The sequence below is a fragment of the Spongisporangium articulatum genome, assembly GCF_044465595.1.
Taxonomy (GTDB): Bacteria; Actinomycetota; Actinomycetes; order Actinomycetales; family Kineosporiaceae; genus Spongisporangium; species Spongisporangium articulatum.
Genome location: NZ_JBITLV010000010.1, coordinates 45870 through 59673 on the forward strand (window position 1 = coordinate 45870; position 13804 = coordinate 59673).

Sequence of the window (13804 nt, forward strand, 5' to 3'; positions counted from 1 at the left end):
GCATGCTGGGTCGGTTGATGCTGCTGCCCGCGGCCGTGGTCTCGGTCGTGGTGGCCGTCCCGTTCGTCTGGGGCGACCACCCGGTCACCCTCTCCGCGGTGACCGGCCCGGCGAAGGACGTGGCGAGCAGCCTCGGCGTCCGGATCGGGACCGACCACCCCGACCTCGCGGGCGTCGTCAAGGTTCAGCCGAAGCCGACCCCGCCGCCCGGCCCGCGGGTCGAGAACCCCTGGCGGCCGGGCGATGTGCAGCGTGGCATCCAGGTCTACTGGAAGGACGACGGGGCCTCGGCTGCCGTCGTGGCGAAGCGGGCCCGGACCACGGTCGACTACGTCGTCGGGTTGCACGCCAACGCGCTGTCGGTCTCGTTCCCGTTCTACACGAAGAACCGCTGGTCCAGCCGGGTCGGTCCGCGCACGGGAACCCCGTCGGCGCAGCGGATGCAGATCCTGGTCGAGGAGGCCCGCAAGGCCGGCCTGCGGGTCACGTTGCGCCCGATCCTGGACGAGAAGTCGCTCGACCCACCGGTCGGCTGGCGCGGGAACATCAAGCCGAAATCCCCGTCGGACTGGTTCAACAGCTACCTGGCGATGCTGTGGCCGTACCTGGGCCTGGCCGAGCGCGAAGGGGTCGCGACGGTGTCGTTCGGTACGGAGCTGAACAGCATGGAGAGGTCCGGGTACTGGAAGTGGCTGGTCAAGAGCGCCCGGAAGCGGTTCTCGGGCGAGCTGGCCTACGACGCGAACTGGGACTCGTACGCATTGAGGCTGAAGCCGCCCAAGGCCGACGTGCACGGCGTCGACGCCTACTTCCCGGCCTACGTCGACGCCGACGCCGACGTCAAGGACCTGGTGACGTCCTGGAACCGGTGGCTGGACAAGCACTCGAAGGGGAAGCTGCCCGACATCCTGTTCAGCGAGGTCGGCATCGGCACCTGGTCGGGCGCCTACACCAAGCCGAGCAGCTTCTCGCCGCACGGCAGCTACGACCCGACGATCCAGCCGACCTGGTACGAGGCGGTGTGCCGGGTCACAAAGGACCGCCGGGTCGGCGGGATCTACTTCTGGAAGGTCGATTTCGGCGACGGCGCGCACACGAAGATCCCGACGGAGCGGGGCCATCTCGACTTCACCGGGTATCCGGCCAGCGAAGGGGCCATCCGGGCCTGCTTCGACAGCCTGTAGTTTCGACCGATCGAGTGGGGGACACATGGATTTCGAGGTGGTCGTCGAGGAGCTGCGGGCGTGCGACCGTGCGGCCACCTCGGCCGCCGCTCAGGCCAGGCGGCTCAGCCCGGACGACGCGCTGGTGGGGGCCGTCGTCGGCATCCCGGGGGCCGACGCGGCGCTGCTGATGCACCAGGTCGGTGACCGGTGGCGGCAGCAGTTCGCGGTCTGGTCGGCCCGGATGGAGGGCTATGGCGAGAAGCTCGACGTCTCGGCGCGCAGCTACCAGCGCGGTGACGACGTGAGCGGCACGGCGTTCGCGGATCTCGGTGGGGACGTGCCGTGAGTGCCGGGTGGTCGACGGTCCGGAGCTGGGATGCCGGGCCGGTCGAGGCGGCCGGGAAAGGGCTGAAAAGGGTTGAGGACCATCTGTTGTCGTTGGACGACGAGGTGCGGCGGGCGGGCGCGCGGCGGTGGGTGGGGCGGGCCGCCGAGGGGGCTGCTGCGGAGTTGGCCGGGCTGCGGGAGCAGTTGGAGGACCGGCTGATGGAGATCTCGGCGGTACGGCGGGGGTTGTTCGAGGCGGCGGACGCGATCACGGGGGTGCGCGCGGCGGTGGAGGCGGTGGAGGCCTTCGCGCGGGCCAACGGCCTGTCGATCAGTGAGACGGGCACGGTCACGGATGTCGAGGGGCCGGGCCGGCGATATGCGACGCAGCACGATGCGGATGTGGCCGATGCCGAGCGTCGGGGCCTGGTGCAGGAGTGCGTGACCAGGATGGATCAGGCGGTGCGGAAGGCGGCGGAGGTGGACGCGGACCTGTGTCGGGTGCTGCGTTCCGGCGTCCTGGGCAGCCAGTTGGCGGCGCAGGACCCGGCGAGTCTGCGCGCGGCGACGCAGGTGGGTGATGCGTTCGGGGATGACGGGTTGTACGCGCCGCCGAGCGGTGGTCCGGACGGGATGGGGACGGCGGCGCAGAACGCAGGCTGGTGGGACAGTCTCTCGCCGGCCGAGCAGCGGGCGGTGGTCTACAAGCATCCGGAGTGGATCGGGAACCGGGACGGGGTGCCGGCCCGGTTTCGGGACCAGGCCAACCGCATCCGGCTCGGTCAGGAGAGTGCGTCGGTGGACCAGCAGATCGCGGTGCTGGAAGCCCAGCGGGACTACCGCAGGCAGCAGGTGATCGAGGCGATGCGCAACCACGGGGGCGGCGGGGGCTACGTGGGTGCCGACGACCCGGACATCTACGCCGATCTCGACAAGCAACTCGACCGACTGCGCGAGCAGAAGGCCGCCCTGGCCACGGTGACCACCCTGGCGGGGCAGCCAGGCCACCAGATCCTGGGGCTGGACCTCACCCGGGGTCGGCCGCAGGCGATCGTTGCGGTGGGCGATGTCGACACCGCGAAGCACGTGGCGGTCTTCACCCCGGGGCTGGGGTCGTCGGTGGCCGGGATGGAGGGGTACGACGGCCACATGCGCGAGTTGCAGTTGCGGGCCTCGAGGCTGGCGAATGGTGACTCTGTCGCAGCGGTCACATGGATCGGGTACCAGTCGCCGCAGGTCGACCCCGGAAGCCTTGCCTCGGGGAATTCCGTCGCCCTGGCCGGGGCGGCGAAGGACGGCGGCAACCACCTGGCCGAGTTCTACCGCGGGATCAACGCCTCCCGGTCGACCGACCCCGACCTGACCGCCCTCGGGCATTCCTACGGGTCGACGACGACGGGGTACGCCTTGCAGCAGCCGGGCACCGGGGTCGACCGAGCGGCCTTCTTCGGCTCACCTGGGCTCGGCGTGAGTACGACCGACCAGTTGAACGTGCCGACCGGGACGGCCTCCTACGCCGAGGCGAAGTGGGACCCGGTCGGCGACCTCGATCGGTTCGGTGCCGACCCGACCGTCATGCCCGGGATGAACCAGTTGCAGACGGGCGCGGCCATGGCTCCGCCGGGGTCCGCATATGCCGGGCACCAACTGGACGGGGTCACGTTGCACACGGCCTACCTCAACGACGGCAGCACCAGCCAGTACAACCTGGCGACCGTCGTGGCCGACCGGCAGGACGTGGCGGTCCGCGGAACGAACTTCGGTTACACCGACCAGGACGGCTGGTGGCACCCATGAGTCGGGCGCTTCGAACCTGGACGGTTCTCGTGATCGCCGTCGTTCTGGCGGCCGGGTGTTCGAGAGGGATGGATTCCGTGGAAGCCGAGCAGGAGTTGCGGAGTAGGCCGAGTTTCGAGTCGGCGCAGGCTGACTATCTGGCGATGCTGGATGCGATGCGCGAGGCGTTCTCGCAGGTGACGCCGTCGCTGCGGTGGAAGACGACCATGTCGGCCGTCTTCAACCAGGGCCTCTGCGCGCCGCCGTTCACGAAGGTCGAGGGCGCTGGTTCGGCCACCTACGACAGCGGGGATGCGGTCGGGGTGATCGCTGTCGGGGACTGGCCGCGGACCGAGCAGGCGGTGGCGGCGGTGGGGGCGAGGTACGGGTTCACCGGGTCGCAGGCCATGCAGAAGGGCCCGACGAATTTCTACGTCGTGCTGCACGGCCGCTACGGCGACACCGTGGAGTTCGGGTTCCTGGACGGCAGTCGGGTGGTGCTCTCCGTCTACGGGGCGTGTTTCATCCGGCAGGTGGAGCCCACGCCCTACGTGCCGCCCGACCCGTTCGCGCAGTCGCCCACCCCGTCGTCTTCGTCGTCTTCGTCGTCCTCGTCGTCGGTGGGGGAGTGACGTGTACGGCGACCCGGACGAGTTGGAGCGGCTCGCGGTGGGCATCCGCGAGCAGGCGCAGGGGGTGCGCGAACAGGCGCAGGCCCGGTTGCAGCGCAGCGAGCAGGCGACGTGGGCGTCGTCGGCGGCCGAGGAGTGGCGGCAGCGGGTGCGGGAGGAGACGACGCACGCGAACACCAGCGCCGACACCCTCGACGAGGCCGCTCAGGCCCTGATCGCGCACGCGGCCGAGGTGCGCGAGCGGCTGGCGGCGATCGCGGCCGCCGAGAAGGCGGTCACCGGCTGGTTCAAGGACCGGTGGAACGACCTGGAGCGGGTCGCGTCGACCGCCACCGGCGACGCGGTGCGCGGCATCGAGACGGCGGCGCAGGAGTTGCGCGACGGGTGGGCGTCGCTGCCGCCGCCCGGCGACGCGCGCTGGCTCGAGCTGAAGATCGGGGGCTGAGAGTGACCGGACCACAGGTGGTGTTCACGTCCCGGGAGGTTGCGGAGCCGCGGCGGCTCGCGCTGTCGGCGCTGGCGTGGCGCCGGCTGGCCGAGTTCGCGCCCCGGCCGCTGCCCGGGGAGTTGCAACCGCCCCCGCTGCTGGCGGCCGACCCGGAGTCGATGCCGGGATCGAGTTCCGAGTCGGCCCGCATCGCCGCCGCCCTGGAGGGGGCCACGCCCGGGGACGTCCGGAACCCCGACGAGGAGCTGCGCGCGTCCGGCGTCCTGGTCGGGCCCGAGGCCGAGCCCGAGGTGCACCCGTCGGTGCAGGCCGACCTCGCCGTCCTGGCCGCCCCGCAGGTGCTGCTGCGCGTAGACGCCCAGGTGCCGGCCGGGCGCCGGCTCGCGCACGTCGCGTTGGCCGGTGAGCTGGTGGTCTGCCTGGTGCGCACGGACGACGCCGGCGGGGTCGAGCTCTCGCTGGCCCCCGCCGTCCGGCTGGGTTCCGAGATCGCCCGGCTGGTGCCGGTTCTCGAGTCCGCGACCGAGGCGTCAGGTGAGCAGGTCGTGCCCCTGGAGGCGCTGGACGAGCCGGGGTCACTGCCCTACGCCGTCGTCGGTCGGCTGCTGGTCGACGTGCTCGCGGCGGTCCCTGGGCCCGGGGGCGCCGAGGGCCTGCGTGGGCGGGTGGTGTGGCTGGCGACGGACGCCGGGTGGGTCGGGTTGCGGCCCCGACCCGACGGGACGCCGCGGCAGCCGGTCGCTCTGGTCCCGGCCAAGGCCGCCGACCTGCCCGGCTGGCTGGCCCCGCTGATGACAACGGCCCTCGATCTGGGTGCGGGCGAAGGGGGCCCGGCGTGAGTGAACCCTCGCCGTTCGGTGGTCCGTTCGTCCTGCCGGACGCGCCCTCGCAGCCGAAGCCGCCGGTCGTCGTCGAGAACGTGACCGGTGGGGCGGCCAGTGTCCGGGTGGAGTACGCCGAGTTGGAGCGGCTCGCGTTGTTCAGCGAGGACACCGCGGCCACGTTCTTGGCGGCGGTCGCGCGCGGGCACGCCGTCCTGGTGGATCCGAACCTGCTGGCGTCTGCGGTGCTGAACCCGGGTGGGGCGGCGAGGGTCGAGGCCGTGTTGTTGGAGGCGCTTGATGGGCCGCACGGTCTGACGCTGCTGGCGGGGGAGCTGACGGCGCACGCGGCGACGATCCGGTTGACGTCGCTGAAGTACCAGGCCACCGATGCGCTCGAGGCCGAGTCGATGCGCTTGCTGGACGGGATGCTGGCCGCGACGGGGCTGGGGACGGCCGCGTTCCTGCTGGTCAACCCGTTGGCGTTGCTGGCCACGGGCGGTGCGGCCTACCTGGGCAAGGACCAGCTGGTCGACGGTATGCAGTGGTTGGTGACGGAGCATCCCGGTGTCGTCGACCACCTGCTGCGCGGTCTGCCGAGTCTCATCTCGAACACGACGGGTATCCAGGTCAGCCAGTTGGAGGCGCAGCGCCTGCTCGCTGCGCAATACCCCGACAGCCCCGGGTATCTCGCCGACCGGTCCCAGGATCCGGCCGTCCCGGGGACGCCGCCGGGAAACGTCGCGGACCTGATCCGGGGCCTCGACTACGTCAACGAGACGAAGAAGCAGGACATGGGGCAGATCGCGGTTCAGGTGCTGCGCGGGCCGGACGGGCAGATCAAGAGCGTCATCGTCGACGTCCCCGGCACCGACGACTTCAACCCGAAACCCTGGGTCACGAACGACAGCGGCACCATCAACGACATGCCGACCAACTTCCACGCCATGAACGGCGACACCACCAGCTACGAGAAGATGGTCGAGGAAGCCTTGCGACGCAGCGGGGTACCCGGTGGCAAGGACGGACCGCCGGTGATGCTCGTTGGGCACAGTCAGGGCGGCATCGTGGCGACCGCTATGGCCGGCCACACCCCCTACAACGTGACCCACGTCGTGACCGCCGGGTCACCGGTCGCCGCGATCTCCGTTCCGAGTGATGTTCAGGTGCTTTCACTCGAGAACAATTCCGATGTCGTTCCTCACCTGGACGCTGTCGACAACCCTGACACGGCCAACCGCACCACCGTCACGTTCGATGTCCTCGGCCAGGAGCACCGTGCAGGTACGGCCCACAGCATGAAGGAGTCGTACATCCCCGGAGCCGAGGCGGTCGACGCGTCACCGAGCGCCTCGGTCAAGACATTCAAGGACGGTGCGTCGCCCTTCCTGGAGAACCCCTCGGGCACCACCGTGACGACGAACCGGTACCAGGCAAGTCGGGACCCGGGTGCAGCAGCAGGGAGCGTGCCTCGGTGACCATGAGTCGTAGGACGCTGCTCGGGGCGCCGGTCGGATGGGGCGTACTCCTGTTGACCACGGCCTGCTCCTCGGCCGGGGCCGGCCCGAAGGGACCGGATCGGACTGCGCAGAACGTCGCCGAGGCCCATCGGGTCGAGCAGGAGTTGACCGTGGCGCTGGCCACGGTGAGCAGGCGGCGACCTCCCGGTCAAGTAGCCGGCATCTCCGTGGCCTACCAGGGCGCCTGGCCGGACACCGGGTTGGTCGCCGTCAGCATGGACCTGCTCGCCTCCGAGAGGGATCGGCTGACGGTCTGGGCCGACAAGGCGACCGAATTGGTCTGGCGGAGCACCATCAGCCCTCTGAGAACCATCACTCTGTTCATCAGCTGGGGGATGGCGGGCGAGCCGCAGATCCAGGGGCAACAGACCGTGACTCCGCTCGATGGCGACACCGGGCGGACTGCGCTGCAGGCGAAGTATGGGGCGCGTCCGGTGGCGGACGACGCATGACCAAGGTGTTGATTCGACGCCGAGTGATCATGCTCATCCCTTAGGTAGTCGCTTGCGCCGCGATCGCCTCGGCCTGTTCGTCGAAGGGACGGTCCGGACGCCGCCGCCAACGAGCGCGAGAGGCTTCGCATTCAATCGGAACTGGCGAGTGAGCTGGGCATCACAACGGCCGATGTCGCGTATCAGGACTCCTGGCCGGATCAAGGAGTCCTGGCCGTCAGCCTGACCATCCCGGCCTCACAGCAGGACCGGGTAGGGAGCTGGTCCGACAAGGCCACAGAACTTGTCTGGCGCAGCCGAATCACGCCTCTGCGATCCATAACCATCTATATCGGCTGGGGAGCCTCCGGCGACGCCTCGCAGGCGCGAGGCACGTGGAGCGACGAACCGTTGTCCGAGGAAACCGGTCGATCGCAGTTGACCGCGAGTACGGGCCACGTCCAGTGGCTGACAAGCCATGACCGTAAACCTCCAAGAAGGACGACGAGGGCCAGATCGCGGTCGAGGTGCTACGCGGTGCGGACGGGCAGGTCCGCAGCGTGGTCGTCGACGTTCCCGGCCCGGACGACATCAACCCGAAGCCGTGGGTCACGGACGACAGGGCTCGATCAACGACCTGCCGACCAAGTTCCACGCCATGAACGGCGACACCATCAGCTACGAGAAGATGGTCGAGGAAGTCTTGCGACGCAGGGGGTGCCAGCGGCAAGGACGGGCCGCCAGTCATGCTCGTCGGGCACATCCCAGTGACTGGTCCGACTGAGGCTGCAGGAGCTTCGGTCGGTGGACTCCCTCGGCTCAGTGTCAGTGGGGTCGTCGGCGGGTGCGGATGAACGCGATGGCCCCGCCGGCGATTGCGATGAGCAGGGCGCCGAGTCCGCCGATGATGACGACCGGTTTCGGGCCCGAGGAAGCTGCGGTCCCGCTGGAGGCGCCGGGGACGCCGCCGGTGTCCGTGTCGGGCGTCGGGCTGGACGTCGGATTTCCGCTGCCTGGGGGAAGAGCCCGGTCGAGTGCGTCGAAGACCGGGTTGGGGGCGTCGGCGGGGATCTTCTTCTGGATCGCGGTCAGGGGCAACGCGATACCGAAACCGGAGGCGTCGTCGGGCCCCTTCGGGCCGATGTCCTTGGCCGAGGCCAAGAGGCGGGCGAGGATCTGGCGGTTGGTCAGGTCGGGGTACTTGGACCAGACGAGAGCGGCAGCTCCTGACATGAGCGCGGTGGCGTCGCTCGTGCCGTCCGAGTAACCCTCGGCACCCTTGGAGTTCCGACTGGCCATGTGCACTCCTGGCGCAGCGAGCGCCACGCTGCTGCTCCTGGTCGACTTGGTCCAGACCTTCGCCCGATCGTCAACGGCTGCCACGGAGACCACACCTGGACAGTCCGCAGGAACGTTGTCCGTCCTTCGTCCATCGTTGCCGGCGCCCGCGAACAGCAGCGCTCCGTGGTCGACGGCATACCTGACTGCTGCGGGGATGTCGAGGTCGATCGCGTCGTCGCAGGGGTTCTCGGTGGCGATGGACATGTTGATGACTTTTGCACCGTGGTCAACGGCGTAGCGGATCTGCTTGCCAAGATCGGTCAGACCGGGGCCGTTGGTGATCGGCAGGATCTTCGCCTCGGGGGCTACTCCTGCGCCGGCCCAGGCGTGACCCTGGCCTGCGATGTAGACCGCCATCGCGGTGCCATGCCCGCGTGACGTCGAGTTCTTCCAGGGGTTACTGCCGTCGAATCCGAGCCCGGGTAGGACGCGCCCTTTCAATTCGGGCCGGGAGGCGTCGACCCCGTCGTCGATCACCGCCACCGTGATGCCCTGGCCGCGAGCGCCTGTGGCCCAGACCTTTTCGATGCCCCAGACCGTGAACCACCATTGGTCCTCGTCAGGCTTCGGCAGGGCGCGGGCGGACGTCGGAGCGGCGGTTCCGATGCCGAGTGCGGTCGCGGCCAGGAGCAGGGCGGCGGTGAGGGCGGTGAGTCGTCGCGTCATGGTCAACCTGAGTGGGGTCGTCGGCGGGTGCGGATGAACGCGATGGCGCCGCCGGCGATTGCGACGAGGAGGGCGGCGAGGCCGAGTTCGTCGAAGATCGGGGTGGGGGCGTCGGCCGGGACGTTGTCCACGATCGCCCTCAGCGGGCGGGCGATGCCGAAACCGGAGGAGTCGTCGCGGCCCTCGGGGCCGAGGGCGGTGAACCACCACTGCTCGTTCCCCGCCTTCGGCAGGGAACGCGCAGTGGCGGATGGCGCGACGGCGAGCGACAGTCCGATCAGGAATGCGGCCAGGGCCGCCGTCGTCGTCGTCGTGCGAACCTGACGCTTCGACGCCACGTTGCCTACTTCCGTCGTCCGGGCTGGTGCGGAAGAGACCGCAGAGTCGCGAGCAGACTACTGAGAGATCACTGGCGGAGGCTCGTCCCCGTCGCCGCCCCACACGTCGTCGTCCTCCTGGAGCCAGGTCGACCGCTCGTGCTCTTCCTCGTCCTGGCCGCCGCGGCCACCCTGGTTGCCCATCATGCCGTTGCGACCGGCCGCTCCTTCCTCGGCTGCGGCGCCACCACCGAGGCGACCCGCGTTCCCGCCCGGCCCGGTACCGACGCCCCCGCGACCGGCGCCGCGCCCGAGGACACCGCCCTCTTCGGCCAGCGCCCCGGGCCGGGCGCCGAGGCCGCCACCCGAGCCGATGCCTCCGGCGCCTGCTCCGGCGCCACCCTTACCGAGCCCGAGCCGGCCACCGAGACCGGCCATCTTGCCGCCGCCGAGCGCACCACCGGCTCCGGTGCCGAGCGCACCGGCCCCTAGTCCCGCACCCAGCCCACCGAGACCGGCTCCACCGGCACCTCCGAGTCCGGCGGCTCCGCCGGCGCCAGTGGCGCCACCGGCACCGAGGCCGCCGGCCCCGAGGCCGCCCGCACCGCCCAGACCGCCTGCGGCGCCGCCACCGGCCAGCGAGCTGCCCGCGTCGTAGGGACCGGCCGCGCCGAGGCCGTCGGCCCCGCCTCCGCCGGCGACGCCACCTCCGCTGCCGGAACCGGCTCCGCCACCGGCGATCCCGGCCGGTATGTGCACGCCCCCAGCGCCGCCTCCGGACCCGCCGCCCAGGGCGCCCGAGCCGCCGATGCCGCCCCCGCCCGCACCGGGAATGGTGCCGGTCTCAGTGCTGCCGACCTTCTCTGGCTGCTTGGCCTTCCAGTCGTCAACTTGTACGACAGACATGGACAACTTCTGCTGCACCTCTGCCGGGAGGCTGGCAGTCACCTCGTTATAGCGAGAGAGGAAGGCGGTCATGTAGTCGACGGCGACCTGGTCATTGCTTGCCGCCGCACCCACAGCAGCCCCGACGGCGCGGGTGAACGAAGCGTCCGGAAGATTGGCCTTGTACCACTCGGCGTACTTCGCGGCGTAATCGGTCGCATGGGCCATCTGCATGCATTGATCGGCCAGCGCCGCGGCTGTGGCCTGCGCCAATTGCAACTGCTCCTGGGCCTTGGCGGAGGACTCGGGGGTCTGCCAGGCGTCCTGCAGGGGTATCGCTGCTTGGGTCTTCAGCCCGTTGGCCAGTTCGCCGAGCAGGCTCGCCGCCTGCCGCCAGCTCACGCAGGCCGCGCTGATCGATTTCGGATTCAGCTGTGCGAATTCAGCCGCCACCTGCTCGGCAGTACGTGTGTAGTGGTGCCCACTGCTGTCTCTCGGGATCGCCGCGGTCCTTTCGACGATCTGCGGCGCGCCGCCGTCCCCCTGGTCGCTCATCGCTTCGTCCTCACTGGTTCCACAAAGAGTTCGCCGACGGTTGCGCCGACCCACCGCCGATGTTCGACTCCACGTTCGACATGTCCTGCTCGGAAGTTCCGTCGGCCAGGCGCACCGTCTCGGATGCCCCGGCCACCGACTTGGATGCGACCTGGATGCTCTCCCGCAGGGACCGTGTGTAGTCCGAAACAGTTTGAGCAACTATCAGGCTCGCGGTGGCCAGCTGGTTCGCCTCGTGCCAGCTGGTCGGTCCGAACGAGGCGCCTCCCGCGTCCTTGGCGAGCGTCAAAGCCCTGGTGATCGCGTCCAGCTGTGTGAGGAGCCAGTTGGAGATCTGCTCGACCGCGTCGGTGTCGATGTACATGGAGCCGGCCGGGCTCTTGAGCCCCGGCCAGTTCTGGTCCGGACGCAGGTCAAGGGGATAGCCCTCGAGGGGCTTGACGTCGTTCTCGGACTTTACGTTGGTGAGTTTGACGCTCTCATCCTGGCCGTACAGGTAGTCTTTCGGGCCTTCCGCCATCGTGCTTCCCCTCCGGTACGAACCGGCCTGGGACCCCGTGTCCCGTTACCCCGCAACGGGTCTCGAAGCGCAAGCTCCGAGACCCGTTGCGGGCCGGGCGTCAGGCCCAGAGGTTCCGGTTGGACGTCTCCGCCTGCTGGTAGTTGCTGCCGGCCTGGTCGACCGCCTGCCCCATCTGGGCCAGGATCGTCGCCATCGCCGCCGACGCCTGCTCCCACTTGGTCTTCTGCGCGTAGTACGCCTGCTGCGCGTCACCGGTCCACGTGGACACCATCGGCGCCAGCTGCGACTCCAGCCCGTCCAGCGTCGACTGGAGCGCCTGGTACGACGCGCCGATGCCGGCGGCGCCGCTGCTCAGCGACCCGAAGTTGACCTTGATCTCTCCCACGATTACCCCACCTCAGAAATGTGCGCTCAGTTGTCGATGACGCCGGACCAGGGCCGAAAGGTTGCCCGGGCGGGAAGACCAGCTCAGAGCTGCCCGGCGATGTGGTTGAACGCGCTGGACTGCTGCTCCTCCTGCTGCGCGTACGTGTTCGCGGTCGAGACCAGCGCGGTGTGCATGTCGCGCAGCGCCGTCGTCAGCTTGTTCTGCTGCGCCACCCAGTTCGCGTGCAGCGTGGCGAACGAACGCTGCGCGTCACTGCTCCAGCCGCCGAACATGGTCTGCACCTCGGCGTCGAGCTTCTTCAGGTGCCCGTCGATCTGGACCGAGGCGTCGTCGACCGCCTGTGCGCCCTTCGCCATCGCCTCTTGCTGGAGTGAGTACTCGCCTGCCATGTGGGTTACCCCCGCCTCATCGGGCCCGGCCAGAGCACGGGCCATCCCCTCACTGATGGGGCAAAAGTTATCAATCGGGAGTGAAGCGCGCGCAAGGGACTGCCGGGAAAACCGGTGCCGGATAGGTCACGAAACGGCTGCGGAGGCCTGGGCGGAGGGGCTGATGACGCTGGCTCCGGCGCGGTACGCGGCCTCCTCGGAGAGTGCCGGGCCGGTCGGGATCAACGCGGCCACGCCGGCCGGAACCGGCGCGCGCCCGGCGTCCTTGTAACCCAGCACTTCCTTCGTCTTCGCCGACGGCACAGGGTATTTCACGCCCCCGTCGGTCAGCAGGAACGTACTGCCGCCGTCCTGTCCCGCGTGGGCCAGCGGCCGGATCAACGCCCCCTCGCCGGGCGGCACCACCACGTTCACGCCGCCGGTGCCGGCCTCCTCGCGTGGCGGCTGCCACGAACCGGGCCCGCGGCCGCCGAGATAGATCCGGCTCGCCGTCGACGCGCCCGACGGGTCGTCGTAGGCGGCGCAGACCGCGCTCGAGGCACCGTCGGGGAGGCTCCCGGCCCGGATGAGGTCGGGGCGGTCGGCCGGGAAGCCGCCCGGGGCGACGACGCGGCTCGACGGGATCCGCGCGATCGTCTCGGTCGAGGTCGAGAACGGCACCGGGCTCTGGTCGCCGTTGTAGTAGGCGGCCCGCTGGTACGGGTCGGCCAGCATCAGCTGCGCCACGAACGTCGAGATCCGCGCCAGACCGTCGTCCACCGCGACGTAGTAGCGGTCGGGCTGCCCGGCCTGCGCGTCGACCTTGAAGATCTGGCCCAGGAAGATCGCCGTACCGTCCAGGGCCGCGTACGGGACCTTCCTGCCGATCCCCGACAGGTGCGGCGCGACCAGGTCGGGGCCGGCGGGGATCGCATTGACCCAGGCGTCCGGCACGGTGACGGCGTCGGAGCGGGACCAGTCGAAGGCCGCGCCTGTGACGTCCATGTCGATGACCTTCAGGCGCGTGTTGTTCCACAGCACGTACAGGTCGCCCGACGTCACCTGCACGAGCACCGCCTCGTCGGCCCCCACGGCGCGCCCCGTGGGCCGGTACCCGCCGCTGACGGTGATCGACTGGGGCCCGGAGCTCGAGTCCCGCCCCGCGCAGGTGAGCCAGGGCCCGGAGACCAGGTGGTCGTCGTCCGGCAGCGAGTCCGGCAGCCCGGCGATGCCCAGGGCGCGCCCGCGCGCCACCCCGGCCAGCGAGTTCGCCGAGAACCGGCGCACGCTGATCTCGGGTTCGTTCAGCAGCAGGCGGGCCGACGTGTAGTTGAGCACCGGGTGCAGAGCCCGGTCGTTCGAGTCGTACACGTACCGCGCGCCGGTCTCCTTCTCGACCACCAGGACGCCGCCGTCCGCCCAGCCGGTCTTCCCGCCCGGTCGGATCAGCCCGATCACCCCGGCGACGGCCAGCAGCAGCACCGCGATCATCACGCCGGCGAACGTGGACACCCCGGCCCGGCGCAGCGGGACGTCGAGCCCGTCGGTCTCCCCGGTCACCAGGGCCGACTGCATGCGCACCTGGGCGAACCGGTACGCCTGGACCTGATCACGGCGAGACTGCACGGGCCATACGATAA

The 13804-nt window shown here is 70.2% G+C and carries 15 protein-coding genes; 8 read left to right on the forward strand and 7 right to left on the reverse strand.

Features of this window, described 5'->3' with window-relative positions; all coding sequences use genetic code 11:
- Positions 1-2 precede the first annotated feature (2 nt).
- The 8 genes from ACIB24_RS22450 to ACIB24_RS22485 all read left to right on the forward strand — a co-directional run bounded on the left by ACIB24_RS22450 (position 3) and on the right by ACIB24_RS22485 (position 7142).
- Positions 3-1184, forward strand: coding sequence for a glycoside hydrolase family 113 (locus ACIB24_RS22450; protein ID WP_398284442.1), 1182 nt, complete (start codon positions 3-5; stop codon positions 1182-1184).
- A gap of 25 nt (positions 1185-1209) precedes the next feature.
- The gene (locus ACIB24_RS22455; RefSeq protein WP_398284443.1) at positions 1210-1512 is read left to right on the forward strand and encodes a hypothetical protein; all 303 of its coding nucleotides are present in this window, start codon (positions 1210-1212) and stop codon (positions 1510-1512) included.
- A gap of 86 nt (positions 1513-1598) precedes the next feature.
- Entirely contained in the window at positions 1599-3290 is a 1692-nt protein-coding gene (locus ACIB24_RS22460) for an alpha/beta hydrolase (protein WP_398284444.1), read from the forward strand.
- A 68-nt stretch (positions 3291-3358) separates the two neighbouring features.
- Positions 3359-3901: an LppA family lipoprotein gene (locus ACIB24_RS22465; protein ID WP_398284445.1), complete on the forward strand. Its 543-nt coding sequence runs from the start codon at positions 3359-3361 to the stop codon at positions 3899-3901.
- Between the two features lies 1 nt (position 3902).
- A complete protein-coding gene (locus ACIB24_RS22470) occupies positions 3903-4346 on the forward strand; it encodes a hypothetical protein (RefSeq protein WP_398284446.1) in 444 nt (147 codons plus the stop codon).
- A 2-nt stretch (positions 4347-4348) separates the two neighbouring features.
- Positions 4349-5188 (forward strand): hypothetical protein, encoded by an 840-nt coding sequence (locus ACIB24_RS22475; protein ID WP_398284447.1) that lies wholly within the window; start codon positions 4349-4351, stop codon positions 5186-5188.
- Positions 5185-6648: an alpha/beta hydrolase gene (locus ACIB24_RS22480; RefSeq protein ID WP_398284448.1), complete on the forward strand. Its 1464-nt coding sequence runs from the start codon at positions 5185-5187 to the stop codon at positions 6646-6648. The genes ACIB24_RS22475 and ACIB24_RS22480 overlap by 4 nt, the downstream gene beginning before the upstream one ends.
- Before the next feature lie 152 nt (positions 6649-6800).
- A complete protein-coding gene (locus ACIB24_RS22485; protein WP_398284449.1) occupies positions 6801-7142 on the forward strand; it encodes a hypothetical protein in 342 nt (113 codons plus the stop codon).
- A gap of 804 nt (positions 7143-7946) precedes the next feature.
- On the opposite strand, the gene ACIB24_RS22490 is transcribed toward ACIB24_RS22485, so the two are convergent.
- The 7 genes from ACIB24_RS22490 to eccB form a co-directional block, all read right to left on the reverse strand.
- The gene (locus ACIB24_RS22490; protein ID WP_398284450.1) at positions 7947-9128 is read right to left on the reverse strand and encodes a S8 family serine peptidase; all 1182 of its coding nucleotides are present in this window, start codon (positions 9126-9128) and stop codon (positions 7947-7949) included.
- 2 nt (positions 9129-9130) lie between these two features.
- Positions 9131-9466: a hypothetical protein gene (locus ACIB24_RS22495; protein WP_398284451.1), complete on the reverse strand. Its 336-nt coding sequence runs from the start codon at positions 9464-9466 to the stop codon at positions 9131-9133.
- A gap of 57 nt (positions 9467-9523) precedes the next feature.
- Positions 9524-10885: a hypothetical protein gene (locus tag ACIB24_RS22500; protein ID WP_398284452.1), complete on the reverse strand. Its 1362-nt coding sequence runs from the start codon at positions 10883-10885 to the stop codon at positions 9524-9526.
- A 10-nt stretch (positions 10886-10895) separates the two neighbouring features.
- Positions 10896-11405 carry a hypothetical protein gene (locus tag ACIB24_RS22505; protein ID WP_398284453.1) on the reverse strand — a complete coding sequence of 170 codons (510 nt, stop codon included), beginning with the start codon at positions 11403-11405 and terminating at the stop codon, positions 10896-10898.
- A 100-nt stretch (positions 11406-11505) separates the two neighbouring features.
- Positions 11506-11793: a WXG100 family type VII secretion target gene (locus ACIB24_RS22510; protein WP_398284454.1), complete on the reverse strand. Its 288-nt coding sequence runs from the start codon at positions 11791-11793 to the stop codon at positions 11506-11508.
- 83 nt (positions 11794-11876) lie between these two features.
- Positions 11877-12230, reverse strand: coding sequence for a WXG100 family type VII secretion target (locus tag ACIB24_RS22515; RefSeq protein WP_398284455.1), 354 nt, complete (start codon positions 12228-12230; stop codon positions 11877-11879).
- Between the two features lie 81 nt (positions 12231-12311).
- Positions 12312-13790, reverse strand: a complete 1479-nt coding sequence (gene eccB / locus ACIB24_RS22520; RefSeq protein ID WP_398284456.1) for a type VII secretion protein EccB — start codon at positions 13788-13790, stop codon at positions 12312-12314.
- Between the last annotated feature and the right edge of the window lie 14 nt (positions 13791-13804).